This is a genomic window from uncultured Pseudomonas sp. (genome assembly GCF_913774235.1).
GTDB lineage: Bacteria > Pseudomonadota > Gammaproteobacteria > Pseudomonadales > Pseudomonadaceae > Chryseomonas.
This window is the reverse complement of record NZ_CAJYDW010000005.1, coordinates 302,062-327,296: the sequence shown is the minus strand read 5'-3', so window position 1 is coordinate 327,296 and position 25,235 is coordinate 302,062. Positions and strand designations below refer to the sequence as shown.

Sequence of the window (25,235 nt, the reverse complement as noted above, 5' to 3'; positions counted from 1 at the left end):
CCCATGCGCCGCCAGGGCGCACCCAGGCACCAGAACGCCCCGCGACTGTGCGCCCGAGACCAGTAAAGGGCCTGGATCGGCCGCGATTGCCGGCTTGGCACAGTCCCTGCAAAAGTCCTGTCGAGCGCCTGGCGCTCCCACAGCAATCCCCGGACGAAGGTGTCCACGCTCGCAGCCAAAGCTGCCGAGAGTGGATGCCTTTTTTTGTGCCCGAGAAATAAGGATAGGACGATGGACGACAGCTCCCGTAACGATGACCAGGCCGGTCGCGGACTCCCCCGCCGCAATTTCCTCAAGCAGTCGCTCGGTGTGCTCGGCGCTGGTGCCGCACTCACGCTACTGCCGCCTGGCCTGAGGTCCGCCGCCTGGGCAGCCGGCAGCGACGCCGTGGAGACGCCCAAGGCCAAGCTCGGTTTCATCGCCCTCACCGATGCCGCGCCGCTGTTCGTCGCCGACGAGCTGGGGCTGTTCGCCAAGTACGGCATGACCGAGGTGGAGGTGCTCAAGCAGTCCTCCTGGGGCACCACCCGCGACAACCTGGTGTTGGGCTCGGCGGCCAATGGCATCGACGGGGCGCACATCCTCACGCCGATGGTCTATCACCTGGCCTCCGGCAAGATCACCCCCAACGGCCAGCCGCTGCCGATGGCGCTGCTGGCCCGGCTGAACGTCGATGGCCAGGGGATCTCGCTGTCCAACGACTACAAGGACCAGAAGATCGGCCTCGACGCCAGCGGCTTCAAGAGCGCCCTGGCCGCCCGCCAGGCCGCCGGCAAGAAGACCTCGGCCGCCATGACCTTCCCCGGCGGCACCCACGATCTGTGGATTCGCTACTGGCTGGCGGCCAACGGCATCAATCCCAATCAGGACACCACCACCCTGGTGGTACCGCCGGCGCAGATGGTCGCCAACATGAAGGTGGGCAACATGGACGCCTTCTGCGTGGGCGAGCCCTGGAACGCCCAGCTGGTCAAGCAGAACATCGGCTACAGCGCCCTGACCACCGGCGAGCTCTGGGCCAATCATCCGGAGAAGGCCCTGGCCCTGCGTGGTGACTACGTCCAGGCCAACCCCAAGGCCACCGTCGCCTTGCTCAAGGCGGTGCTGGAAGCCCAGCAATACTGCGAGGCTGCGGCCAACAAGGCCAAGGTGGCCGAGATCTGCGCCAAGCGCCGCTGGATCGGTGCCCCCGCCGAAGACGTGGTCGGCCGCCTGCAGGGCACCTTCGACTATGGCAACGGCCGGGTGGTGCAGAACAGTCCGCACCTGATGAAGTTCTGGAGCGAACACGCCTCCTTCCCCTACCAGAGCCACGACCTCTGGTTCATCACCGAGAACCAGCGTTGGGGCTATCTGCCCGGTGACCTGGATGCCCAAGGCCTGATCGCCAAGGTCAACCGCGCCGATCTCTGGCGCGAAGCGGCGGCGGCGATCAGCGTCCCGGCCGGCGACATCCCCACCGGCAACTCGCGCGGCACCGAAACCTTCTTCGACGGCAAGGTGTTCGATCCCGCCGATCCCAAAGCCTATCTCGCTAGCCTGACGCTCAAGGCCTGACGTCCCCATCCCCTAGGAGTGCCGCCCATGAACGCCCATACCCGGCCGCCCAAGGCCCTCGCGACCTTTCGCCCGCAAACCCGTCTGCGTCGCTTCGGCCAGCAGGTGCTGCGCAACGGCCTGCCCCCGCTGGTGGTGGGCGCCGTGCTGCTGATCGTCTGGCAGTTGCTGTGCAGTCGCCCGGGCGCGGCCCTGCCGCCACCGAGCCAGGTGGTCAGCGACACCTGGGAGCTGATCACCCAGCCCTTCTATGACAATGGCGGCAACGACGTGGGCATGGCCTGGCAGCTGCTGGCCAGCCTCGAGCGCGTCGCCTACGGCTACCTTATGGCCGCCGTGGTGGGCATCGCCCTGGGTGTGCTGGTGGGCCAGTCGGCCTGGGCCATGCGCGGCCTCGACCCGCTGTTCCAGGTACTGCGCACCGTGCCGCCACTGGCCTGGCTGCCGCTGTCCCTGGCCGGCTTCAAGGACAGCCACCCCTCGGCGCTGTTCGTCATCTTCATCACCGCCATCTGGCCGATCATCATCAATACCTCGGTGGGCATCCGCAACATCCCCGAGGACTACCGCAACGTGGCGCGGGTGCTGCGCCTGAACGGCTGGGAATACTTCCAGAAGATCATGCTGCCGGCGGCGGCGCCCTACATCTTCTCCGGCCTGCGCATCGGCGTCGGTCTGTCGTGGCTGGCCATCATCGCCGCCGAGATGCTGATCGGCGGCGTGGGCATCGGCTTCTTCATCTGGGATGCCTGGAACGCCTCGCGCATCAGCGACATCATCCTGGCGCTGGTCTACGTCGGCGTCATCGGCTTCCTGCTCGACCGCCTGGTGGCCCTCATCGGTCGCCTGGTCACCCGCGGCACCGCGAACTAAAGGATTCCCACCATGGCCCAGCCCTACCTGAGCATCGAGCACGTCGACAAGAGCTTCACCCGCAACGGCATGACCTCCACGGTGCTGCGCGACGTCAACCTCAAGATCGAGCGCGGCGAGTACATCTCCATCATCGGCCACTCCGGCTGCGGCAAGTCGACGGTGCTCAACATCGTCGCCGGCCTGATCGAACCCACCTCCGGCTCGATCCTGCTGGAGAACCGCGAGGTCCGCGGTCCCGGTCCGGAGCGCAGCCTGGTGTTCCAGAACCATTCGCTGCTGCCCTGGCTGACGGTCTACGAGAACGTCGCCCTGGCGGTGGACAAGGTGTTCAAGGGCACCAAGAGCAAGGCCGAGCGCCAGGCCTGGACGCTGCACAACCTGGAAATGGTCAACATGAGCCATGCCCTGCACAAGCGGCCCAGCGAGATTTCCGGCGGCATGAAGCAACGGGTCGGCATCGCCCGCGCCCTGGCCATGGAGCCCAAGGTGCTGCTGCTGGACGAGCCCTTCGGCGCCCTGGACGCCCTCACCCGGGCGCATTTGCAGGACGAGGTGATGCGCATCCAGAGTGAATTGTGCAACACCGTGATGATGATCACCCACGACGTGGACGAGGCGGTACTCCTCTCGGACCGCATCGTCATGATGACCAACGGCCCGGCGGCCACCATCGGCGAGATCCTCACCATCGATCTGCCGCGGCCGCGCGATCGCATCACCCTGGTCGATGATCCGCGCTACAACGGCTATCGCCACGCGGTGCTGAGCTTCCTCTACGAGAAGCACAGCCACCCCGGCGCCGTGGCCTGAGGATTCGCCCCGTTTCGAGGCGCCTTGCCTCGAAACGGGGCGATTTTGTGGAACACTGCGCGCGTAAAGCCGCGGTTTCACTCGCCTGGACAACTGGCACGAAGCCTGCAAATCCCCAGACAACATAGGTCTTTCTTCAACGGCGAGGAAAGGCGCTCCAGGACAAAGGCGTCCCAGCTGCATGCAGCGGGACGCCTTTTTTTTGCGTTACAGTCACCCCCTGAACACGAGAGGTAACCCCATGAGCGGGAAAGTCTGGTTGATCGGCGCCGGCCCTGGCGATCCCGAACTGCTCACCCTCAAGGCCGTGCGCGCCCTGGGCGAGGCCGAGGTGGTGATGATCGACGACCTGGTCAATCCGGCCGTCCTCGAACACTGCCCCAGTGCCCGGGTGATCCGCGTGGGCAAGAGAGGCGGCTGCCGCTCCACACCCCAGGCCTTTATTCATCGCCTGATGCTGCGCTACGCCCGCCAGGGTCGCTGCGTGGCCCGGCTCAAGGGCGGTGATCCCTGCATCTTCGGTCGCGCTGGCGAGGAAGCCGAATGGCTGGCCGCCAGTGGCGTGCAGAGCGAAATCGTCAACGGCATCACCGCCGGCCTGGCCGGTGCCACCGCCTGCGGCATCTCCTTGACCCTGAGAGGCGTGGCCCGCGGCGTGACCCTGGTCACCGCCCACACCCAGGACGACAGCGTACCCAACTGGCCCGCCCTGGCGGCGACCGGTACCACCCTGGTGGTCTACATGGGCGTGGCCCGCCTGACCGAAATCCAGCAGGGCCTGCTGGAAGGCGGCCTGGCACTGACCACCCCGGTGGCCATGATCGAGAACGCCTCCCTGCCCAGCCAACGCGAATGCCGTTCGACGTTGCAGGACCTGCAGGTGGACGCCGCCCTCTTCCAGCTGAAAAGCCCGGCGATCCTGGTGATCGGTGAGGTGGTGGGCCAGGCGGCGCTACAGCAGGCACTGAGCTTCGCCGACCAGGCCAGCGCCTGAATCCTCAGGCGCGCCAGGGCTTCCAACGCCAGGCCAGGGCGCCCAGCAGGACGGCCCCGGCCAGGCTGCCGAGCGCCAGCAGAGGCAGGCTGGGCAGGGCACGCCACCAATCCCCCAGCAACAGCGCCACGCAGAAGCTGCAGAAGGCCAGTAGCCCCTGATCGCGCCAGGCGACCTCGGTGAACAGCTCGAGACGCCGCAGCAGACAGACCGTGGTGGTCAGCAGCCCGAACAAGGCAGCCACGGCGATGCCCGCCGTGCCCAGCACACTGGGCAGCGCCAGTAGCGCCAGGGCATTGACCAGATTGCCCGCCAGCTCGCAACGCAGCGGCAGACGGGTATCCCCGCCGGCATAGGCATAGCGCGCCAGCATGGCATTCCAGGCGCCCACCGCCAGGGGTGCCGAAAACCACACCAGCAACAAGGCCAGGCGTTCGCTGCCAGCCTGGGTCGGCAGCAACAGGGCCACCAGCGCCGGCGCCGTGGTGACGATGCCGACCATGGCCGGCACCGTCAGCAGCACGGCGCACTGCAGCCCCACCCGCAGCAGGGCCAGGCGGGCATCCCAGACGCGGCCACTCATCAGCGCCATGAGGATCTGGTTGAGACTCATCAGGGCCACCAGTGGCAGGTTGATGAGCTTGCGCGCCAGGTTGACCCAGGTCACCACGCCCTCCCCCAGCCAGGACGCCACCATGCGCTCCAGCAAGGCCAGGCCATTGCTGGCCAGGGCACTGGCCAGCAATGGCCCCAGGCGCGCGGCCAGCTCACGACCGACGGCGCCGGGGTCCGGCCAGCGCCAGGGCCGCCAGCCTTCGCGCCAGGCCGTGGGCAGCAACGACAGCGGCATCAGCAGACTGCCGGCCACGCAGCTCCAGGCCAGCTCCTCGACCGAGACGGCACTGCCGCGCAGCAGCAGGCAGGCCACCGGCGGCAGGTTGAACAGCAGCGAGCCGCAGCCAGTGAGCAGATAGCGCTCACGGGTGAGCGCCGCCACGCCGAACAGGCCATGCAGCAGCAGTCCCGGCAGGCACCAGGCGAGGATCTTCAGCGCCTCGGCGGCCAGCTCACCCCCCGCCTCGCTGAGACCGGCGCCCACCACGCCGGTCCAGGCCGTCGCGCCCAGCGTCAGCACCAGGGCCAGCCCCGCGCCCAGCAACAGCATGCTCGGGGCCAGTGCCTCCAGCCAACGCGCCCGCTCGATACCCAGGCGTTGCTGGTAGAGCGGCAGCGCGGCGTTGCTCAGCAAGCCCGCCGCCAGGGCCGTCCGCACCGCCTCGGGCAGGAACAGGGCGACCAGGAAGGCGTCGCTGGTCAGGCCCGCGCCCCAGGCGTGCACCAGCAGCCACTCCCGGGCGAAACCCAGGACCAGCCCGGCCAGGGTGGCCAGCGTCAACCAGAGCGTGGAGCCGAACATGGCGATCCTCAGTGCAGGAAGGTGAACAGGCCCTTGCCGCCCACCCGATAGTTCAGTTCGTGGGGCCGCTCCCCCATCACCTTGGCGCCGCTGCCGCCGACGATCTTGTAGGGCGGCACCACCTTGGCCACCACGGTATTGGCGGTGACCACGGCGCCCCGGCCGATGTGGGAGCCATGGCCAACCAGGGCGCGGGAGGCGATCCAGGCATAGTCGTCGATGCGAATGGGCGCCGACACCGACCAGAACTCCGGCGCGGCCAGGTCGTGGCTGCCAGCGATGATCAGCACATGGGACGCGATGGCGACATGATCGCCAATGATCAGCCCGGCGCGGGCATCCACCTGGCAGTGCCAGGCGATGACGCTGTCATCCCCCATGCGCAGGTTCTCGATGCCGAGCACCTCGGTGTTGCGCCAGATGGAAGAGCCCTTGCCGATCTTCGCGCCCCCCAGGCGCAGCCAGGCCAGGCGCAGATTATGGCTGGGAATCTTGTTGATGAAGATGTTGTAGAGCTGTTCCCAGACCCGCAGACCACGATCGCGCAGGGTGGCCAGGTTGTAGCCATAAAGCGGCACGAAACTGGCGGGCACCATGCGCTTGAGTCGGCCATACCAGCGTTGCGCCAGGGGATGGGCGATGCGTGGCTCGATGTCCACCGAGCAGATCGAATAGCGCCGGGCCTGGCCCTCGCCTTCCTCGAAGGCCACGTCGTGCGCCAGCATCCAGGCCAGCGCCTCGGCCAGCTGGGCTTCGTCAACGCCCAGCGCGCGGGCTTCCTGCGCCAGCTCGGCGCGCAGATCCAGGGGTATGGCAACGCGATGCTTCATGGTGGGGTCGTCCGTGGCGGGGTCTCGGGGCCGGCGAATTCCGGATGGGCGCGGGCCTGCTGCAGGCTCAGAGCCAGCAGCAACCAGAACAGCGCGATCAGCACGTTGGTGAAACTGAAATAGTGATCGAAGAGGCCGGTGAGCAGGGCCGCCGCCACCCCGCAACTGCTGCCCAACCAGAGGGCATTCTCCCGCGTGACCTGGGGGATGGGCCCGCGCGGCCGGCATTCGCGCCACCAACGCAGGGTCACCACGACGAACAGCAGCATGCCGGGAATGCCCATCTTGTAGATGAAGTTGAGCCAGAGATTGGAGATGCCCAGCAGGCCGCTGCCCGGCACCGGCGGGTCGACCTTGAAGCCGATGCCCAGCGGATAACGGGTCATGACTTCGGGGAAATGGGTGTACTCGTCCATCCGCACCTCGGTACTGGCGTTGGTCGCGGAGAACATGGTCGCCAGCCGCTCCTGCAGCGGCGGATAGGCGGCCACCAACAGCACGCCAACCAGAATCGCCAGGCCGATGATGCGACCGCTGTAGGGCACCTTGCGCGAGCTCAGCCAGAGCAGCACCAACGCCAGCGCCAGGATGGCGCCCCGCGAGATGCTCAGCAGCAGACCGGCGCAGCCCAGCAGCGCCACGGCGAAGCCCAGCCAGCGCCGCCAGCCGGCCTGCGTCCAGCCATAGAACAGCGCCAGGGGAATGAACAGCGCCAGGGCGCCACCGGTCAGGTTGGGATGGACCCAGGGCGAGGCCATGCGGGTGTAGTTGCCGGAGAAGATGTCCTTGACCGCCTCGGGGTGGGCGTACTTCAGGGAGGTGAGCAGCGGCAGCATGCCCAGGGCGTTGCGGTCCTTGAGGAAGTAGCCGATGGAAACCACCAGCATCAGCAGGTTGCCCAGCAACAGGGCGACCAGCAGGCGATCGCGGGCGCGCTCGTCGGGCAGCAGCAGGGGCACCAGGAACAGCACCGAGAGATTCAGCAGCCAGCGCACCCAGTTGACCGGCCCGCTACCAGGGGCGGCGATGATCACCTGCCCCACCACGAAGGGCACGGCACTGAACAGCATCAGCGCCAGCAGTGCCCGCTCGGTCGACAGCCAGCGCAACTGCCGGTCGTAGCGGCCGAGAAAGGCCTGCCACGCCACCCCGAGCCAGGTCATGCCCAAGAGCGCCTCACTTACCGTGGTACGCACCCCCACCTCCACCGTGGTGTAGGGAATCGCGGTGGCCGTCACGGCGAACAGCAGCAATCCCAGCAAGGGGTGCTGCAGCAGCACCAGCAGCAGGACGAACCCGGCGGCGACGATGGCCACCTTGGTCACCGGCAAAAAGCACAGCAAGGCGCCGAACAGCACGCCGACGACCAGGGCGACCAGGGTGCCGAGCCGATTCACCGCAGCAACTCCTGCAGCGCCTCGGCCAGCCGCGCGCCATAGGCCGGACCGGCGAAGCGCGCGAACCAGGCCGGCCCCTGCTCGTCCCGAGGTGCTGGCGCGGCCAGCTCGACCATCAGGCGGCTGAGGGCCGCTACGTCGAAGGCATCGAAACGCGGTGCCCAGGGGGGCGTCACCTCATCCAGCGACGAGCCCCAGGCACAGGCCACTGGCGTGCCCATGGCCAGGGCTTCCACCACCGGCAGACCGAAGCCCTCGGCGTAGGAGGGTTGCCACAGGCGATCGGCGTTGCGATAGAGGCCCTTGAGCTGGCCTTCGTCGAGGCCGCCCAGGCAGATCAGTCCGGGCAGCCCGCGCAGTTCGGGCGGCAGGTCGACCTCCTCGCCGAGCAGGACCAGGTTCGGCACGGCAGCGAGGGTGCGCGCCGCCTGCCAGGCCGCCACCAGCCGGGCGATGTTCTTGCGCGGCTCCCGGGTGCCCACCGCCAGCCAGTAGCCTGGCAGCAGCCCAGGTACGTCTTCAGCGGGACCTGGGGACGGTTGCACCAGATTGGGCAGCAGGCGGATTCGTTGGCCAAACCGTGGGAAAAGCGCGGCGACCTCTGCCGCGGTGAAGGCCGAGGGCGTCCAGATGCGGGTCGCCCTCGCCAGCGAATAGGCGATGGAAGACCGGTCGATCAGCCGATAGGCCTTGGCGCGCCAGGCCGAGGCGTGGCGATTGACCTGGGTCAGCTGGAAGAGATCATGGATCAGCACCACCTGGCGCACCCCGGGTACGCGCCCCAACGGCAGGCCCATGTTGGCGGTCGCGATATAGACGTCGGGTTTGAGTTGCCGCAGGCGTCCAGGTAGAAAGCCCGCCTCGAAGGCCAGGCGCTGCCGCGGCCGGTGCTGACCGATCAGGGGAATGTCCTGGACCGGCGTCTCCACCTGCCCGCGCAGGGGGTGCCCGACCGGCAGGCAACCGAAGCGGCGAAGCTCGACTCCCGGCAACTGCTCCAGGTAGGTTTCCAGCGCCAGGACCTGGCGGCCGATGCCGGAATGGGGCGCGATCAGCGCCGGACGATAATCCAGACCTACGAGCACCTTGCCCCCTCCCATTGCGTCAGGACTTCCGCGTAGACGGTTTCCAACTGGGTGGCAGCGGTCTGCCAATCATGCCGGGCACGGGCATAGGTCCGGCCGGCCTCGCCCAGGGCCGCCGCTCGGGTCGGCTGGGCGAGCAGCTCCGCCAGGGCCGTGGCCAGGCCGGCCGCATCGTCCGCCAGCAGCAGCTCTCGTCCCGGCTGAACCGCGAGACCCGAGGCGCCCTGCCGGGTACTGACCACCGCCAGTCCCGCCGCCAGGGCCTCGATCACCTTGAGCTTGGAGCCCCCGCCCTGGCGCAACGGCGCCAGGAATATCGCCGCCCGCCCCTGGGCATCACGCAGGTCGGGCACGAAGCCGGACCACTCCAGACGTAGATCGCTGAAGGTCTGCGGCCAGTGTGCGGGCATGGCATGACCGCAAATTTGTAGGCGCGCCCGCGGAAAGCGTTGCCAGAGCCGCGGCATGATCTCGCGCACCGCCCACTCCACCGCATCCAGATTGGGGGCGTATTCGAAGTTGCCGACGAAGAGGAGACGCTGACTGCCGAAATCGGGATTTACGCTGGCGAAACGGGCGGTATCCACGGCATTGACCACCACCGGGACGGAGCAGCCGGTCACCTGCGCCAGCAGTCGTGCATCGTCGTCGGTCACCGCCACTACCTGGTCGGCGGCGCCCAGTACACGGCGCTCCCAACGTCGATAGCGCCACTGGTCATAATGTGCGAAGCCGGCGAGCGCCCGCGGTAGCTGGCCGTAGGTAGCGCCACCCAGGGCGGATTCCAGGTTGTGCTCCATGAGCACCCAGGGCTGGGTATGGCTATCGAGCAGCGGCAGATAGGGCTGGCAGCTGTAGCTATGATCGATATGGACGAGATCCCACGACTCTTCCAGCAACTCGCCGAAGGTCTTCCGGGCGACCTTGGAAAAGCCGTTGACGCCCGCCAGGAGCGGACAGGGCGAAAACAGGATGGCGGCCAACGTCCGTGGATGATGCAAGGGGCGCCGCGGCAGGATCACCAGGCGCTCCAGCCAGGGTTCGAGGGCGGCCCGGGCGTTGGCGTCCGCCGGGGTCTTGCTCTGCGCCAGCAGGGTGATGCGATGCCCCCGCTGGGCCAGGGCCCGCAGCAGATGGTAGACGCGGGTCTTGCCCCCGCTGGACACCGGCCAGGGCAGATAGGGCAGTACCCAAAGGATGCGTAACTCGCGACAGGCGAAGGTCATGGCAGGCTCATTTCCACGTCAGCATCTGCAAACTACTCTTGGCCTGGACGTCGATGCCGTCGGCCCCGCTCAGCTCGCGGCTTTCGCCGGTCAGGGGATCGTGCAGCGTCGCCTGGGTGATGCCCGGTAGATGGACCCGTTCCTGCCCGGGCGACCAGAACAGCCAGATGCGGCTGCCGTCATCGCGGCGCCAGGCGATGCTGTAGAGGTCGTCGGGCGCCCCGACCAGGGTGGGCGGCGTCTCGGGCAGCAGGCGCGGCCCGGTGAGGGCCAGGAAGCGCTGCAGGGCCTGGTACACCGGCTTGGGGCTGCCATCCAGCCGCAACAGGCCATAGTGCTGGTCGCGAGGGCTAGCGCGGCTGTCCAGGTCGCTCAGGGCGAAGAGGAAGATACGGTCGTAGTCCAGGGCGCTCATCAAGGCCAGGCGGCGCAGGACGAAGTCCGCCTGCCCCTGTTCGCCGATGATGTCCTGCTCTTCCTTGGGCCCGGGATAGCTCGACCAGCCCCATTCGTCCGCCCAGATCGCCGGCGGCTGGATAGCGCGCAACCGGGCATTGAGCAACTGGGCACGCTCGACGAAGTCGCGCGCCTTGGGATCGTCGCCTTCGGGGTACTGCGAGTACGGGTGGTAGGCGATGACCGTACCCAGCTGGGCTACCCCGAGCTTGCCCAGGGCCTCGAGCATCAGCCCGCCCCGGATCGGCATCTGACTGTAGTAGGCCATGCCGCCCATCACCACCTGGCGGCCAGGCGCCTCGGCGCGCAGCGCAGCGGTACTGACCTGCAGTAGGCGGGCATACCGTTCCGGGTCCTCGAAGGGTTGCCAGAAGCTGGGCAGGTTGGGTTCGTTCCACACCTGCCAGGCCTGCACCGAGGGATAGCGCTGGGCGAACTTCACCAGGCTCGCGGCATAGAGCGCCGGGTCCCGGGGGGGATAGGCGCCGCGATTGGCGATGCCGAACGGACCGCTACTGGCGAAGTCCGGGCTACCCACCAGGTACATTTCCGTCTTCAGCTGGCGGGCGCTCATGACCTGGGTCAGCTGATCCAGCTCCGCGGTACGCAGGCGGCCCTGCTCCGGCTCCATGATGTCCCAGTGCAGGTCGACGCGGGTCCATTCCAGGCCGAGGTCCTGCAGACGGTCCATCTGCCGCTGGTACTGCTCCGGGCTGAACCAGAGAAAGTGGGCGTTGACGCCGAGGAAATCCCGCCAGACCACCGGCCGCGGCCCCTGCAGCCGTTGCTCGGCCAACACCTGGGTGGCGCCGAGCAACGCCAGCACGCAAGCCACCACCAAACCGCCCTTGTTAATGACGCGCACTGGTATGCCCTCGACTGGCCTGCTCGAATACCTGGCGGAAACGATGGGCGGTGAACCGCCACTGGCGCTCATGCCCCAGCCGCGCGGCCTGCTCCGCCCAGGCGTCCAGGCAGGCGGGCTGGTCGACCAGCTCGCACAGGCGCCGCGTCAGGGCGGCCACGTCGCCCTGGGGATAGGTGACGCCATTGCCATGGGACAGCTCCTCGGCGAAGGCGCGAGCGTCGGAAGCGATCACCCCGCGTCCACAGGCCAGGGCCCAGGACAGTACGCCGCTGGTGCCCCGCTGGGCGCCAAGGATCGCCAGCTTGCGCGACTCCCGGTAGGGCAGCACCAGCAGGTGATGGGCCTGGATGGTCGGGGCGATGGCGTCCTCCGGAACGTCCAGCTGCCAATCCAGGCAGTCGTCCAGACCACGGCGACTGGCGCGCTCGCGCAGCTCGCCGAGGTAATCGCTCTGGGCGGCGAAGGTGATCTCCGGCGCGGTTCCCCCGGCCAGGGTGAGACGGATGCGACCGCGCCAGTCGGGGCGTTGGGTCAGTAGCGTGGCGAAGGCATCCAGCAGATCCTCGATGCCCTTGCCGCGATAGATGAAGCCGAAGTAGAGCAGCCGCAGGGGCTCGCGAGCGGGCAACGGGACCCAGGGCAGTGCGGCGTTGCCATGGGGTACGGCGGAGACCTTGGCCGGTGCCAGGCGCAGGCGGCGGCGCAACGCCTCGGCGCCGGTCTCGGTGAGGGTCACCAGTTGCGTCAGACTCGCTGCCAGGGCCCGCTCCTCGCGCAGGGTGAAGGGATCGCCCAGGACGGTGGCCACCTGTGGCCAGGGCGAACGCTGCTGCACGAGCAGGCTCAGCGGCCAGGGCTGTTGCCGGCGCCGCCACACCAGGCGTTCCGGATCGTGCACGGTGACGGTGATGGGCAGCCGCGGATAGCGCTGGCGTAACCGCAGCAGGGTCTCGTACTCCCGGACCCGGCCGCCGCCCAGTTCGGCATGGACCACGTCCACGCTGAGCCAGTCGAAGTCGGTCAGCCGTCGCGCGGGGCGGCCGCCCTGCTCCGGATGGCGCAACGGGATGAGCACCTCCATCCCCTCCTCTTCCAGGGCCCGCCGGAAGTGCACCGCGTAGTCGGCGATGCCGTTGCGCTCCTGCGGGAGGGGCGCCAAGAGCGCTATTCGCATGCTTACCCCCGGGTCCGATGCAGGAAATCGAGAAGCCGCGACGGCACCTCGAAGCGGCGGAAATTGACGATGATGCCGTCGGTGCGCTTGAAGGCGGTGTCGAGCAGCGCCAGGGTGCTTTCCAGCATCGGCACGGTGCCCGAGCGTGCCCGCACCACCAGGGCGATGAGATCGGCCTGGTGCAGATAGAGGAAGGCCTGGCTGTTGGCCGCCAGGGCCGAGGCCACCAGCAGCACGACCTCGCCAGGTTCGACGTCCACGGACTCCGGCGGGGCGTCCCGCGCGCTATCGAGCACCCGCACGCGGAAACCCTGGTCGCGCAGCAGGCTGGCCAGCCGCTCGGCGACGAAGCTGCAGCCCTCGCCGTGCCGCGCCGAGGTCAGCCCGAGCCGCAGCCCCTGCTCACGGATGCGCTCCAGCGGCAGCTGGCTCAGCAGCCGGTAGAGATTGGCGATGAAAGCCGGATCGTCGCGTTGCGGATCGTCCAGCTCCTGCAAGGTGGTCCACAGCGGTATCCCGAAGCGGGCCTGCAACCGCCCGCCGTCGTGGATGCGCTGATCGAGCAGGTAGCACAGGTAGATCACCAGCAGGCCGACCGCGAGGCCCGCCGGGATGCACAGCAGGATGATCAACAGGCTCTTGGGAAATACCCGGCTGGGATTGAAGGTGGGCTGTTCGATGATGGCGATGTTGCTAATGCGGCTAGTGTCGAGTGCCCTATCGATCCGCGCCTTTTCCAGGTTGTCGGCGTAGAGCAGGAAGTTCTGCTGGGCGACCTGCAATTCGCGCATGACCCGGCTGATCTCCGGCTCCTCGGCCATGACCTTCTCCAACTCGGCGCGCACCCCGTTGATCTGCAGGTCCTGTTGGGCCAGCTGGGCCTTGAGGCTGGCGAGGCGCACGGTGCCGTCGGCCAACTGCTGCTTGAGATTGATCACGATGCCGTTCGGCGCCCGGTTGGTGCTGCTCTTGACGTGCTCCGCCTGCTGGTTCACCTGTTGCCGGAGTTCGGCGATGTTCTGATCGATCTGCTTGAGCGGCTCGGTACCCGGCAGGAATACCCGCAGCAGGCGCTCGCGCTCGACCACCAGGCCATTGAGCTGCCGCTGCAGGTCCAGGCGATCCGGATTGAGGGTGCTGGATTCCTCGGTGATCACCTGCTGCGGCAGGGCGGCGATCTGCTGCCGGGCGCTGTTCAGGGAGGTCGTGAGACTGGCGATCTCGGTACTGGTCTGGAAGCGCTCCGCGGTCATGCGCTGCAGAGCGTTGCTCTGGTCATGCAGGTAGTCCTGCACGCTGCTGCTGCCGATCCGGCCCAGGTAGCCGGCAAGTTGTACCTTGAGCTGCTCCACCCGGCGTCCGGTGCTGGCGGTCTGCTCCTGATAGAAGGCATAGAGGCTCTTACGCTCCAGACTCGTCGTCCGGGATTCCAGATAGGCATCCACCCACACCTGGACCAGCCGTTGCGCCACGGCCGGATCGTCCCAGCGCAGGCTGGCGACCATCACCGAGGAACCCGGTTCGTGGGTGACGCTCATGCGCTTGATCAGCTCGTCCGCCAGGCGCTCCTCAGGGCTCTGGGCTTCGGCCAGCCCAAGGCTCTGCAGGATGGCGCGCAGGCCGTCCTTCACCCCGTTGAGGGCCTGCTTGAGTTGCCACTTGATGGTCTTCCACAGGCCATCGGGCCGGGCGCCGGCATTGAGTTGCAGATAGCTTGCGGCCACCTTGAGGGCGATGGGGCGGCCGGTGAAGAGCTGTTCCTCGTCGAGGATGGGATCGCGCTGGGTGCTGGGCGCCACCAGCGTCTGCCGGTCGCTGGCCTCGATTGGCAAGGTATTGTTCAGGCCCGGCTTGACCAGCAGGCGGGCACTGGATTCGTACTGCCGCGGCAGCAGGAAGGCGCCAAGGATGGCCACCACCACAGTGACGAAGAAGGCCAGGCGGAATTCGCGACGGAAGATGAAGAACAGCCGCAGCAGGTCGCGCAGGGAACGGATCTCGATCATTGGCAATTCGCTCCGGCACTGCACACCGTACGGATATTGGTGTTGCCGCTATTACTGATGTCACGCTGGTTGAGGTCGTAGTTGAGGCCCACGCCGATGCCCTTGTTGATCGGAATCAGGCGGGTGAAGTACATGTCCACCGCCTCTACCGCATTGCCGATGCCCGACTTGGGCACGAAGATCAGATCGCCCCGCTGCAGCGCCACCGGTGGCAGATTGCCGCTGAGCAGATCGCTGAAGGCGAAGAAATAGCGCTGGTAGCGCCCGCTGGCATCCCGCCGGACCAGGGCGATATTGCCGCTATCGGCGCTGGGCAGCAGGCCGCCGGCGCCGATCAGGGCCTGTTCCACCGACGCCTGGCCATTGAGTTCGTAGACCGAGGGGTTGTGCACCTCGCCCCCGACGAAGATGCGGTTGCTCGGTGCCACGGCGATGTTCACCGTGACCCGGGGCTCGCGGTAGAGCTGGGCGCCCGCCGCGGTCAGCCGCTGGGAGACCTGGTCCGGGGTCAGCCCGGCCACCGCCAGGCGACCGACGTAGGGATAGTGGATGTAGCCGTCCGGCTGGACCACGAACAGCGTCTGGCGATCCTCTTCCGCCGGACTGCGGGCATCCCGGGAGATGCGCAGGGTATCGCCCGGTTGCACCAGTACCGGCGGCGCCGGCTGCAGGGCGAGTTGCGCATAGGCGGCATGCCCCGCCTCCAGGGTGCGAGTATCGGGCAGGCCGATCTTGGCCGGGGTGCCGCAGGCGCCCAGCAGCAGGAGCAACGGCCCGAACGCCAGGCCGCGGAAAAAACGACGATTCATAGGGGATCAGGCCCAGTAGGTGGAAAACATGCTGATGCGCCGCTTCACCGCATTGGGCAGCAGCCGCTCCCGATGGCCGAGGCGATAGCCGAGCAGCTTGCAGGCGCTGCGCAGCAGCACCTCGGGAATCCGCCAGGGCTTGCCGGCGGCGCGCAGGGCGCGGATCTCCGCCTCGACGAAACGCCGCCCCTCGCCCGCCGCCCCACCGAAAGCGGAGGCGATCCAGTCTTCGCGACCGTAGAAGACGCCGATGTCGAAGTAGCGGCGAAATTCCTCCAGCAGCCGGTAGTCGTGGGAGTGCCGCACCTGGGCTTCGGCCACGTAGTGCACCGCCCAGCCGCGCAGCAGCATGCGCGCCGCGGTGTAGGCGTCCTCGCTGCCGATCACGTCGGTGGGAAAGCCGCCGGCATCCTTGAGCGCACTGCGCCGATAGGCGGAAAAGGAATTCGAACTGAAGCAGGTCTTGACCTTGAGCTGAGGCGCGTCGCTAAGGCGCTTGATGCGGCTCTCGACCGGGTAGTTGAAGGTCCGCGCCTGGGCGCCGAGGATGCCGGCATCCAGGTGCGGCAACTGGCGGCCGTAGGCGACACCGATATCCGGCGCGGCGAACAGCCCGTCGCGTAGATTGGCCAGGCAGTCCGGATTGGCGGGAATGGCGTCCTGGGTGAGGAAGAGCAGCACCTCGGCATCCACCTGCCGGCTGGCCCAGCGCCGCGTACCGCCATGATTGAACTGCTGCGGCTGGATCACCTCGACGCGCGCGCCGAAAGCGCGGAACCGCTCTGCGGTGGCATCCTGGGACTGGGTGTCGACCACCAGCAGTTCGTCGGGTTGCAGCGTCTGGGCGGCCAAGGCCGGCAACAGGCGGTCGAGATACCGCTCGGCATTGCGAGTCGGAATGATCAGCGCGGTCTTCATCAAGGCACTCCCGTGCGATACGACGATGAAACAACGATCCGGATAATGGGTTGGCTAAGCTGAGGGTTGGCTTAATAGGCCGTTCGGCTCCAGAGCAGCGAGAACGGCGTGCGGCAGAGGATGTACAGGTCCAGCCAGAGCGACCATTCCTCGATGTAGCGCAGGTCGTACTCGGTGCGGCGCTCGATCTTGTCCAGGGTGTCGGTTTCGCCGCGCAGCCCGTTGACCTGCGCCCAGCCGGTCATGCCGGGCTTCACCCGGTGGCGTGCCGAATACTCCATGACCGCCTCCTCGAACCTGAGGCCGGCGGCCTGGGTCGCGGTGGCGTGGGGGCGCGGCCCCACCAGCGACATGCTGCCGCCCAGCACGTTGAGCAGCTGCGGTAATTCGTCGAGGCTCAAGCGCCGCAGCCAGCGGCCCACCCGGGTCACCCGCGGATCATCCTGGGTGGTCTGGCGCGCGGCATCCTGGTCGGCCTGGCAAGCGAACATGGTGCGGAATTTCCACACCTCGATGAGGCGGTCGTTGTAGCCGTAGCGCTTCTGGCGAAAGAGGATCGGGCCCGGAGAATCCAGCTTGATGGCGAGGGCGATCAGCAGCATGGGCAAGGCCACGAAGGGCAGCACCAGGCCTGCCAGCAGCAGGTCCTCGCAGCGCTTGAACAGCGGCGCCCAGCCGCTCAACGCCTGGCGCGAGACCCGAAAGAGATGCACGCCGGCGACCTCCGCCAGCGGGGACTGGGCGTAGCGCAGCGCCACCAGGTCCGGTACCAGCAGCACGTTCACCGGCAGGCGCTTGAGCACCCGGGTCACCTGGTCGATCCGGCGCTCCGCGGTCCATGGCAGGGCGATGAACACCGTGTCCAGCCGCAGCCGCTCGATGAGGACGCGCAGGTCCCGGGTACCGCCGAGCCAGGGCAGTCCGGCCAGGTGCTCAGGCAGGCGATTCACCGAACGATCGTCGACGATGCCCACCAGTCCGCAACGGAAGTCCTGACGGACCAGCAGGTGGTTGGCCAGGCGCAGACCATTCTCGGTGGCGCCGAGAATCACCGCCCGCTGCAGGTAGATCCCGCGCTGGCTGAGCCAGTTATAGGAGGAAAGAATCAGCAGCCGCATCAGCAGCAGTGCCAGCAGCGCGCCGAAGAACCACTTCAGCAGCGGCTCGCGCTGTTCTTCCAGGGAAAAGGGGTGGATCTGCTGCAGCACGAACAGGCAGAGCACGAAGGCGGTCAGCCAGGCCAGCGTCAGGCGCCGGAAGCGCAGCAGGTTGCTGAATAGCAGATCGCCGTACAGCCCGGCGGCCTGGAACACCGCCAGCACCAGCAGCACCAGCAGGCCATGGGCCTTCCAATGCTCGCCGACGGGATAGAAGAAGGCGCCCACGCCGACTACCACCAGCGCCTGGAGTATCCGGGTAATCAGCACCAGATAGGCCGTGCGCCCGGCGCAGCCGTACCACAGCCGCTGGAGGGCTCCATCCTTGGCGCAGCTCGACTCGACACCGTCCATGCTCGCTCCAGAAATATCCCTGCCACCTGGCAGTCCCACGTCGAACGAACCGGGCCTTTACGCCACCGGTCCAAACAGACGACACCGGAAACCGCTATCACCCGGAACGGGAATAACCGATTCACTTCACAGACAAATTGTGAACCAGTTCCGATATCAAAGCACTATCACCTCATGGCTTTTCGTCAGCTATTTGCCGCCTTCTGCCATGAAGCCCTGAAAAGGACGGCAATTTGGCGCCAATTAACCCATACTCCGTTAAGGACGTTTGCCCATGGATCTCGTCATTGCGCGCCCCGACGGCCTCTATTGCCCGCCGGGCGACTTCTATATAGATCCCTGGCATCCTGTGGCGCGCGCGGTCATCACCCATGGCCATGGCGATCATGCCCGGGTGGGCAACGGCCACTATCTCGCCACCTTGGGCAGCGCCGGCATCCTGCGCGCCCGGCTGGGTGCCGACATCAACCTCCAGACCCTGGAATACGGCGAGGTCATCGACCACCACGGGGTCAAGCTGAGCTTCCATCCGGCCGGCCATGTGCTGGGCTCGGCTCAGGTGCGCCTGGAATACCGGGGCGAGGTCTGGGTGGCCTCAGGTGACTACAAGGTGGAGCCCGATGGCACCTGCACCCCCTTCGAACCGGTGCGTTGCCATACCTTCATCACCGAATCCACCTTCGGCCTGCCGATCTATCGCTGGCGGCCGCAGGCGGAGATCTTCGCCGAAGTTAACGCCTGGTGGCGGGCCAACCAGACCCAGGGCCTGGCCAGCGTTCTCTACAGCTATGCCTTCGGCAAGGCGCAGCGCTTGCTGCACGGCCTCGATCCCGAAATAGGTCCCATCCTCGCCCATGGCGCGGTGGAACCGCTAAACCGGGTCTATCGCGAGGCCGGCATCCGCATCCCCGAGACCCATTACGCCGGCGACTTCAAGAAAAGCGATCCGCTGCTGCGCCAGGCGCTGATCATCGCCCCGCCCTCGGCCGGCGGCAGCACCTGGATCCGCCGCTTCGGCGAGCACAGCGACGCCTTCGCCAGCGGCTGGATGATGCTGCGCGGCACCCGCCGCCGGCGCGGCGTGGATCGCGGCTTCGTGCTTTCCGACCACGCCGACTGGCCGGGCTTGCTGTGGGCCATCGAACAGACCGGCGCCGAACGGGTGATGGTCACCCACGGCTCGGTCGCCATCCTGGTGCGCTACCTGCGTGACCAGGGCCTGGATGCCCAGGGTTTCACCACCGAATACGGTGAGGAAGACGATACGCTGGTCACCGCGGAGGCCCAGGCATGAGAGCCTTCGCCGAACTCTATGCCCGCCTCGACGCCACCACCTCCAGCAACGCCAAGCTGGCCGCCCTGGTGGACTACTTCGGCAGCGCGCCGGCCGCAGACGCGGCCTGGGCGGTCTACTTCCTCGCCGGCGGACGCCCGCGCCGACTGGTGCCGACCCGCCAGTTGCGCGACCTGACCATGGCCCTGTCCGGCCTGCCCGAATGGCTGTTCGAGGAGAGCTACCAGGCGGTGGGCGACCTGGCCGAGACCATGTCGCTGCTGATTCCCACCGCCGATGCCGCCAATGCCGAGGGCCTGGCCTTCTGGCTGGAGGAGTACCTGTTGCCGCTGCGCGGCCTGCCACCGGAAGAGCTGGCCGAGCGCCTGCCACCGCTCTGGGGCCAACTGGATCGTCAGAGTCTGATGGTCTGTATCAAGCTGATCACCGGCGAATTCCGCGTCGGTGTCTCCAAGCTGCTGGTAACTCGCGCCCTGGCCACCCTGGCCGACCTCGATCCCAAGCGGGTCGCCCAGCGCCTGGTGGGCTACACGGATCTTTCCCATCGCCCCACCGCCGAGGGCTACGCCCGGCTGGTCGCCCCGGAGAGCCCGGACGAGCACGCCCAGCGCGGCGGCCAGCCCTACCCCTTCTTTCTTGCCCACGCCCTGCAACTGCCGGTAGAGCAATTCGAGGCGCAACTCGGCCCGGCTGAGGACTGGCAGGTGGAATGGAAGTGGGACGGGATCCGCGCCCAGCTGGTCAAGCGCGATGGCCGCCTGTGGCTCTGGTCGCGAGGCGAAGACCTGGTCACCGACCGCTTTCCCGAGCTGCATCCCCTGGCAGCCCTGCTGCCCGATGGCACCGTGATCGACGGCGAGATCGTGGTCTGGAAGGAAGATGCCGCACCCGACACCCTGCTCAGCAGCGAGGAAGTCAGCGAGCACCAGGACGCCCGCGATCCATCTGCCCCCATCCCCTTCGGCGTCCAGCCCTTCACCCTGCTGCAGCAGCGTATCGGCCGCACGACCTTGGGAAAGAAGATCCTCGAAGACGTGCCGGTCATCCTGCTCGCCTACGACCTGCTGGAATGGCAAGGCCATGACCTGCGCAGCCAGCCGCAACGGCAGCGCCGTGCCGAGCTGGAGCGGGTGGTGGCCAGCTGCGCCAGCCCTCTACTGCGCCCTTCGCCCCTGCTGTACGGTCGCGATTGGCAGGATCTCGCCCGCCAGCGCGAGGCCTCGCGCACCCTGGGCGTGGAAGGCATGATGCTCAAGGCGCAGGACTCGCTCTACGGCGTTGGCCGGACCAAGGACATGGGCACCTGGTGGAAATGGAAGGTCGATCCCTTCTCGGTGGACGCGGTGCTCATCTATGCCCAGCGCGGTCATGGCCGGCGCGCCAGCCTCTATTCCGACTATACTTTCGCCGTCTGGGATGGTCCGCCAGAGAGCAGCGAACGCACTCTGGTGCCCTTCGCCAAGGCCTATTCCGGTCTGACCGACGAAGAGATGCGTAAGGTCGACGCCATCGTCCGCCGCACCACCGTGGAAAAATTCGGCCCGGTGCGCAGCGTCGAGCCGACCCTGGTGTTCGAGCTGGGCTTCGAGGGCATCGCCCTGTCCAAGCGCCATAAGAGCGGCGTCGCCGTGCGCTTCCCGCGCATGCTGCGCTGGCGCCACGACAAGCCGGTGGCCGAGGCGGATACCCTCGACATCCTGCAGAACCTGCTGCTCTAGGCGATGGGTGACGAAGCCACCGCCGCCGGCATCCCCGGCGCACCGCGGGAACCCCGCTGGACGCTGGCGCTCGCCTGCCTGCCGGCCCTGGCGGCGATCCTGCTGCTCGGGCTGCTAACCCAGGCCTGGCTGCCTTGCGTGGTGGCCCTGGGCGGCGCCTATACCGTTGGCTTCGGCGCCTACAAGAGTTTCGCCGACGAGCCCCTGGCGCCCATGCTGGTGGCCGCACTGGGCATGGCCTCTTCCGCCGTGGTGGGCTCGCTGCTGGGTCACTACCTGCCTGCCCTGGTCCTGGCGGGTGCGCTCTGGGCCGCCTGCTGCGCCTGGCTGTTCGCGGTCGGCAACGGCCCCTGGTGGATCACCCAGCAATGGACCGTGGCCTTGCTGGTAGCCGGCGGCTTTCCGGGCGATGGACAGCAGGCGCTGCTGCGCGGCGGCCTGGTGCTCGCCGGAGGCCTGCTGCAGCTGCTGCTCTTCGCCCTGCTGCAGAAGGCGCTCTACCGCTCCCAGTGGCGCCTGCACAGCGGCTCGCTCAGGCAGCATCTGCACACTGTCGTGGCGCTATTCGAAGACAGATTTCGCCTGGGCCGCTACGGTTTCTACGCCGCCGCCGTGGTCGCCCTCTGCCAACTCCTCAGCAGCGCGCTCGACTACGGCCATGGCTATTGGGCACCGATGACCGCCCTGCTTGTACTCAAGCCACGCCTGGACGATACCTGGCGCCGAGGACTGGGTCGGCTGGGCGGTACCCTGGCCGGTTGCCTGCTGGCGGGCGCGGTGGTCTGGATCGACGCCACACCCGTCGTGCTGGCCGCGGCTTGCCTGGTCTGCGCCCTGGGCGCTTACCTGTTGCAGGATGGCCGCTATTCGCTGCAGACCCTGTTCATCACCGGCACCACGGTCTTGATGGTCGCCCTGGCGGGCGCCCCCGAGGCCAGTGTCGCCCGCGAACGCCTGGGCAGTACGCTGCTCGGTGGCGGGGTCGCCCTGGCCTTCCTCGCCCTCGAAGGCGGCATCGAACGCCGGCTCGCAAGCCTTCAGCGCTGGCGACGACTGCGCCAGAAGAAGGCCAGCAGACCGGCCAGGGCCCCCAGGTAGCTGCCGTCGTGCATCCAGGCCGCCAGCAGAAAACCCTGGGCGTCCTGCACGCAGGCCGGCACCCGTTGAACGCTGGCGAGATGTAGCGCCAGCCAGCCGAAGGCCAGGCCGAGGGTCGCCAGGAGCATCGCGCCCAGCACGACCCAGGCGGCGCCCCGCCAGAGCAACCTGCTCGTACCGCCCCGGCGCCGTACCCACCAGCAAAGCACCAATCCCAGCGGTAGGCCGGCCGCCGCCCCGGCCAACAGCCCGACCTGGGCTACCCGCCAGCGCGGCGCGATGGACTCGTCGAGCAGACCGAACTGGGGAAACTTCAGGCAGGTGAAATACTCCGGACCGATGCCGTAGCTCAATTGATCGTGCAGGGCACCATAGAGCGCTGCCAGACCGACCAGGACGCCCAGCCGACTCAGCGCCAGGCCCCATTCCCGGACGGTCACCCGGCCAGCTCTTTAATGCCAGTAGCCGCGCCCGCCGTACCACCTTCGCTGAATCTCATCTCACCTGCCCTCCCCCGTTTCCTTTACACCCAGCCTTTGCGGCCATTGCTACCGACCAGGTCCGACGTCTCGCTGGCGAATCAGGTTTTGCTACCTTTTTGCCCACCCGAAGTGAAATCGCATCTTTTTAGACCCAAAGTGGTGCGTTCGTCCGCACCATGCAGGAAAGCCGCATTCTTCCGGTGCATAATGCGCGCCGCGCACCGCTTCCACCTGCTACCAGATGTAACCAGCGCGGCAACTGCGTACAGATTTGGGACGATATTCCCCGACTGGTAAGCTTATTGCTCCCGCGAGGGCACGGGCGCCGTACTGGCGTCATGACTTCATCCACATTCGCACTAGGATCCAACATGAAAAAAAGCTGGCTGACTCTCTCTGCGCTCGCTCTGTGCCTGGCCGCCGGTTCGGCGATGGCCAAGGAATGGAAAGAGATCCGCTTCGGTGTGGACACCACCTACCCGCCCTTCGAGTCCCAGGCCGCCGATGGCAGCTTCGTCGGTTTCGACATCGAGCTGGGCGAAGCCATCTGCCAGAAGCTGGAAGTGAAGTGCAAGTGGGTGGTGAGTGACTTCGACGGCCTGATCCCCGGCCTGCGCGCGCGCAAGTTCGACGGCATCCTGTCCTCGCTGACCAAGACCCCGGCCCGTGCCGAGCAGATCGACTTCTCCGACCTGCTGTGGTCGGGCCCCTCCTCCATGGTCACCAAGGAAGGCGCCAACCTGCAGGCCACCGCGGAAAGCCTGAAGGGCAAGACTGTCGGCGTCCAGCAGGGCACCATCCAGGAAACCTTCGCCAAGCAGAAGCTGGCGCCCAACGGCGTCAACGTCCAGAGCTACCAGAACCAGGATCAGGTCTATGCCGACCTGGTATCGGGCCGTATCGACGTCGCCATGCAGGACATGCTGCAGGCCGAAGGTGGCTTCATGAAGTCGCCCCAGGGCAAGGGCTACGTGAACACCGCCATCCACGACGAGCTGCTGCCGGCCGATACCGCCATCGGTATCCGCAAGGGCAACGACGAGTTCAAGACCTTCGTCAACAAGGGCATCGCGGCCATCCATGCCGACGGCACCTACGACAAGATCCAGAAGAAGTACTTCGGCGACCTGAACCTCTACGATCCCAAGTAAGGTCCGCACGGTCGACGCCCCCGGTGCCACCGGGGGCGTTTTACGTATGACCGTCGGCGCCCACCGCGCCCACGGTCTCACCAGGCGATTCTCCTAGACGCATGCAGAATTCCTTCGACTCCTTCTTGCAGTCCATCGGCTTGGGCGCGTTCAGCCTGCACGGCTACGGCCCCCTGATCCTGGAAGGCACCCTGACGACCCTCAAGCTCGCCGGCTTCGCGCTGGTGGTAGCCGTCATCCTCGGCCTGCTCGGCGCCTCCGCCAAGCTGTCGCGCTTCACGCCGCTGCGCTTCATCGCACAGAGCTACACCACCCTGATCCGTGGCGTACCCGATCTGGTGCTGATGCTGCTGATCTTCTACAGCCTGCAGAACTGGCTGGGCGCCCTTACCGACTACATGGGCTGGGACTACATCGACATCGATCCCATGGCGGCCGGCATCGCCACCCTGGGTTTCATCTATGGCGCCTATTTCACCGAAACCTTCCGCGGCGCCATCCTCGCCGTGCCGCGCGGCCAGGGTGAAGCCGCCCTGGCCTACGGCCTGAGCCGCTGGCAGACCTTCACCCTGATCACCTTCCCGCAGATGATGAGATTCGCCCTGCCCGGCATCGGCAACAACTGGCAGGTGCTGCTCAAGGCCACCGCGCTGGTCTCCATCATCGGTCTGGCCGATCTGGTGCGCGCCTCCCAGGAAGCCGGCAAGGGCACCTTCAAGCTGTTCTACTTCCTGATCGTCGCCGGCGTCATCTATCTGCTCATCACCGCCGTGACCAACGCCATCCTCGGCGCGCTGGAGCGGCGCTATCACGTCGGCGTGCGGGAGGCCAAGCGATGATCGAACTCCTGCAGCAATACTGGAAACCCCTGCTGTGGACCGATGGCTACCACATCACCGGCCTGGCCATGACCCTCTGGCTGCTGGTGGCCTCGGTGGTGATCGGCTTCCTCGTCTCGGTGCCGCTGTCGGTGGCCCGGGTCTCGGAGCGGCGCTGGCTGCGCTGGCCGATCGGCTTCTACACCTACGTCTTTCGCGGCACCCCGCTCTATCTGCAGCTGCTGATCTGCTACACCGGCATCTACAGCCTGGGCTTCGTACGTGACCAGCCGATGCTGGGCAGCTTCTTCCGCGACGGCCTGAACTGCACCATCCTGGCCTTCGCCCTGAACACCTGCGCCTACACCACCGAGATCTTCGCCGGGGCCATCCGCAACACCCCCCATGGCGAGGTCGAGGCGGCCAAGGCCTATGGCCTGGACGGCTGGCGCCTGTACGTGCACGTGATCCTGCCCTCGGCGCTGCGCCGTTCGCTGCCCTTCTACAGCAACGAGGTGATCATGATGCTGCACTCCACCACCCTGGCCTTCACCGCCACGGTGCCGGACTTGCTCAAGATCGCCCGCGACGCCAACACCGCCACCTTCCTGACCTTCCAGGCCTTCGGGCTGGCCGCGTTGCTGTACCTGGCGGTGTCCTTCATCCTGATCGGTCTGTTCCGCCTGGCGGAGCGCCGCTGGCTGGCCTTCCTCGGCCCGACCCACTGACCAAGCGGCCGC

22 protein-coding genes are annotated in these 25,235 nt (G+C 67.2%); 10 read left to right on the top strand and 12 right to left on the bottom strand.

Annotated features, from left to right (window positions below; all coding sequences use genetic code 11):
- Positions 1–231 precede the first annotated feature (231 nt).
- From QZ471_RS03940 to cobA, 4 genes are all read left to right on the top strand, one after another.
- Entirely contained in the window at positions 232–1,557 is a 1,326-nt protein-coding gene (locus tag QZ471_RS03940; protein ID WP_295461059.1) for a CmpA/NrtA family ABC transporter substrate-binding protein, read from the top strand.
- Between the two features lie 27 nt (positions 1,558–1,584).
- Positions 1,585–2,430 carry a nitrate ABC transporter permease gene (gene ntrB / locus QZ471_RS03935; RefSeq protein WP_295461057.1) on the top strand — a complete coding sequence of 282 codons (846 nt, stop codon included), beginning with the start codon at positions 1,585–1,587 and terminating at the stop codon, positions 2,428–2,430.
- A gap of 12 nt (positions 2,431–2,442) precedes the next feature.
- Positions 2,443–3,243: an ABC transporter ATP-binding protein gene (locus QZ471_RS03930; RefSeq protein WP_295461056.1), complete on the top strand. Its 801-nt coding sequence runs from the start codon at positions 2,443–2,445 to the stop codon at positions 3,241–3,243.
- Between the two features lie 241 nt (positions 3,244–3,484).
- Positions 3,485–4,237, top strand: a complete 753-nt coding sequence (cobA, locus tag QZ471_RS03925) for a uroporphyrinogen-III C-methyltransferase (protein ID WP_295461054.1) — start codon at positions 3,485–3,487, stop codon at positions 4,235–4,237.
- Between the two features lie 4 nt (positions 4,238–4,241).
- Here cobA and QZ471_RS03920 read toward each other — a convergent pair whose 3' ends face one another.
- From QZ471_RS03920 to QZ471_RS03870, 11 genes are all read right to left on the bottom strand, one after another.
- Entirely contained in the window at positions 4,242–5,654 is a 1,413-nt protein-coding gene (locus tag QZ471_RS03920; protein ID WP_295461052.1) for a lipid II flippase MurJ, read from the bottom strand.
- Positions 5,655–5,662: 8 nt separating this feature from the next.
- The gene (locus QZ471_RS03915; protein ID WP_295461050.1) at positions 5,663–6,484 is read right to left on the bottom strand and encodes an acyltransferase; all 822 of its coding nucleotides are present in this window, start codon (positions 6,482–6,484) and stop codon (positions 5,663–5,665) included.
- Positions 6,481–7,881, bottom strand: a complete 1,401-nt coding sequence (locus QZ471_RS03910) for an O-antigen ligase family protein (RefSeq protein ID WP_295461048.1) — start codon at positions 7,879–7,881, stop codon at positions 6,481–6,483. The genes QZ471_RS03915 and QZ471_RS03910 overlap by 4 nt, the downstream gene beginning before the upstream one ends.
- On the bottom strand, positions 7,878–8,966 hold the full coding sequence (locus QZ471_RS03905) for a glycosyltransferase family 1 protein (protein ID WP_295461047.1): 1,089 nt from the start codon (positions 8,964–8,966) through the stop codon (positions 7,878–7,880). Before QZ471_RS03905 ends, QZ471_RS03910 begins: the two co-directional genes overlap by 4 nt.
- Positions 8,957–10,192, bottom strand: coding sequence for a glycosyltransferase family 4 protein (locus tag QZ471_RS03900; protein ID WP_295461045.1), 1,236 nt, complete (start codon positions 10,190–10,192; stop codon positions 8,957–8,959). The genes QZ471_RS03905 and QZ471_RS03900 overlap by 10 nt, the downstream gene beginning before the upstream one ends.
- 7 nt (positions 10,193–10,199) lie before the next feature.
- Entirely contained in the window at positions 10,200–11,513 is a 1,314-nt protein-coding gene (locus QZ471_RS03895) for a beta-xylosidase (RefSeq protein WP_295461043.1), read from the bottom strand.
- Positions 11,500–12,690, bottom strand: a complete 1,191-nt coding sequence (locus QZ471_RS03890) for a glycosyltransferase (RefSeq protein WP_295461042.1) — start codon at positions 12,688–12,690, stop codon at positions 11,500–11,502. The genes QZ471_RS03895 and QZ471_RS03890 overlap by 14 nt, the downstream gene beginning before the upstream one ends.
- Before the next feature lie 2 nt (positions 12,691–12,692).
- Positions 12,693–14,696: a lipopolysaccharide biosynthesis protein gene (locus tag QZ471_RS03885; protein ID WP_295461041.1), complete on the bottom strand. Its 2,004-nt coding sequence runs from the start codon at positions 14,694–14,696 to the stop codon at positions 12,693–12,695.
- Positions 14,693–15,505, bottom strand: a complete 813-nt coding sequence (locus QZ471_RS03880; protein ID WP_295461040.1) for a polysaccharide biosynthesis/export family protein — start codon at positions 15,503–15,505, stop codon at positions 14,693–14,695. The genes QZ471_RS03885 and QZ471_RS03880 overlap by 4 nt, the downstream gene beginning before the upstream one ends.
- A gap of 6 nt (positions 15,506–15,511) precedes the next feature.
- Positions 15,512–16,423: a glycosyltransferase family A protein gene (locus QZ471_RS03875; RefSeq protein ID WP_295461039.1), complete on the bottom strand. Its 912-nt coding sequence runs from the start codon at positions 16,421–16,423 to the stop codon at positions 15,512–15,514.
- A gap of 71 nt (positions 16,424–16,494) precedes the next feature.
- Positions 16,495–17,934, bottom strand: coding sequence for an undecaprenyl-phosphate glucose phosphotransferase (locus tag QZ471_RS03870; protein ID WP_295461038.1), 1,440 nt, complete (start codon positions 17,932–17,934; stop codon positions 16,495–16,497).
- Between the two features lie 274 nt (positions 17,935–18,208).
- On the opposite strand from QZ471_RS03870, the gene QZ471_RS03865 reads away from it, so the two are divergent.
- From QZ471_RS03865 to QZ471_RS03855, 3 genes are read left to right on the top strand one after another with little or no spacing between them, the layout of a single operon-like run.
- Positions 18,209–19,228 (top strand): ligase-associated DNA damage response exonuclease, encoded by a 1,020-nt coding sequence (locus tag QZ471_RS03865; protein ID WP_295461037.1) that lies wholly within the window; start codon positions 18,209–18,211, stop codon positions 19,226–19,228.
- Positions 19,225–20,946 carry an ATP-dependent DNA ligase gene (locus QZ471_RS03860; protein ID WP_295461036.1) on the top strand — a complete coding sequence of 574 codons (1,722 nt, stop codon included), beginning with the start codon at positions 19,225–19,227 and terminating at the stop codon, positions 20,944–20,946. The genes QZ471_RS03865 and QZ471_RS03860 overlap by 4 nt, the downstream gene beginning before the upstream one ends.
- Positions 20,947–20,949: 3 nt before the next feature.
- Positions 20,950–22,044 (top strand): FUSC family protein, encoded by a 1,095-nt coding sequence (locus QZ471_RS03855; protein ID WP_295461035.1) that lies wholly within the window; start codon positions 20,950–20,952, stop codon positions 22,042–22,044.
- Here QZ471_RS03855 and QZ471_RS03850 read toward each other — a convergent pair.
- Positions 21,984–22,484, bottom strand: coding sequence for a hypothetical protein (locus QZ471_RS03850; protein ID WP_295461033.1), 501 nt, complete (start codon positions 22,482–22,484; stop codon positions 21,984–21,986). The two genes, QZ471_RS03855 and QZ471_RS03850, sit on opposite strands and share 61 nt — an antisense overlap.
- Before the next feature lie 413 nt (positions 22,485–22,897).
- Here QZ471_RS03850 and QZ471_RS03845 point away from each other — a divergent pair, with 413 nt between their 5' ends.
- From QZ471_RS03845 to QZ471_RS03835, 3 genes are all read left to right on the top strand, one after another.
- Positions 22,898–23,677, top strand: a complete 780-nt coding sequence (locus QZ471_RS03845) for a transporter substrate-binding domain-containing protein (protein ID WP_295461031.1) — start codon at positions 22,898–22,900, stop codon at positions 23,675–23,677.
- A 101-nt stretch (positions 23,678–23,778) separates the two neighbouring features.
- Positions 23,779–24,516, top strand: coding sequence for an ABC transporter permease (locus QZ471_RS03840; protein ID WP_295461030.1), 738 nt, complete (start codon positions 23,779–23,781; stop codon positions 24,514–24,516).
- Positions 24,513–25,223, top strand: coding sequence for an ABC transporter permease (locus tag QZ471_RS03835; protein ID WP_295461028.1), 711 nt, complete (start codon positions 24,513–24,515; stop codon positions 25,221–25,223). Before QZ471_RS03840 ends, QZ471_RS03835 begins: the two co-directional genes overlap by 4 nt.
- Positions 25,224–25,235 lie beyond the last annotated feature (12 nt).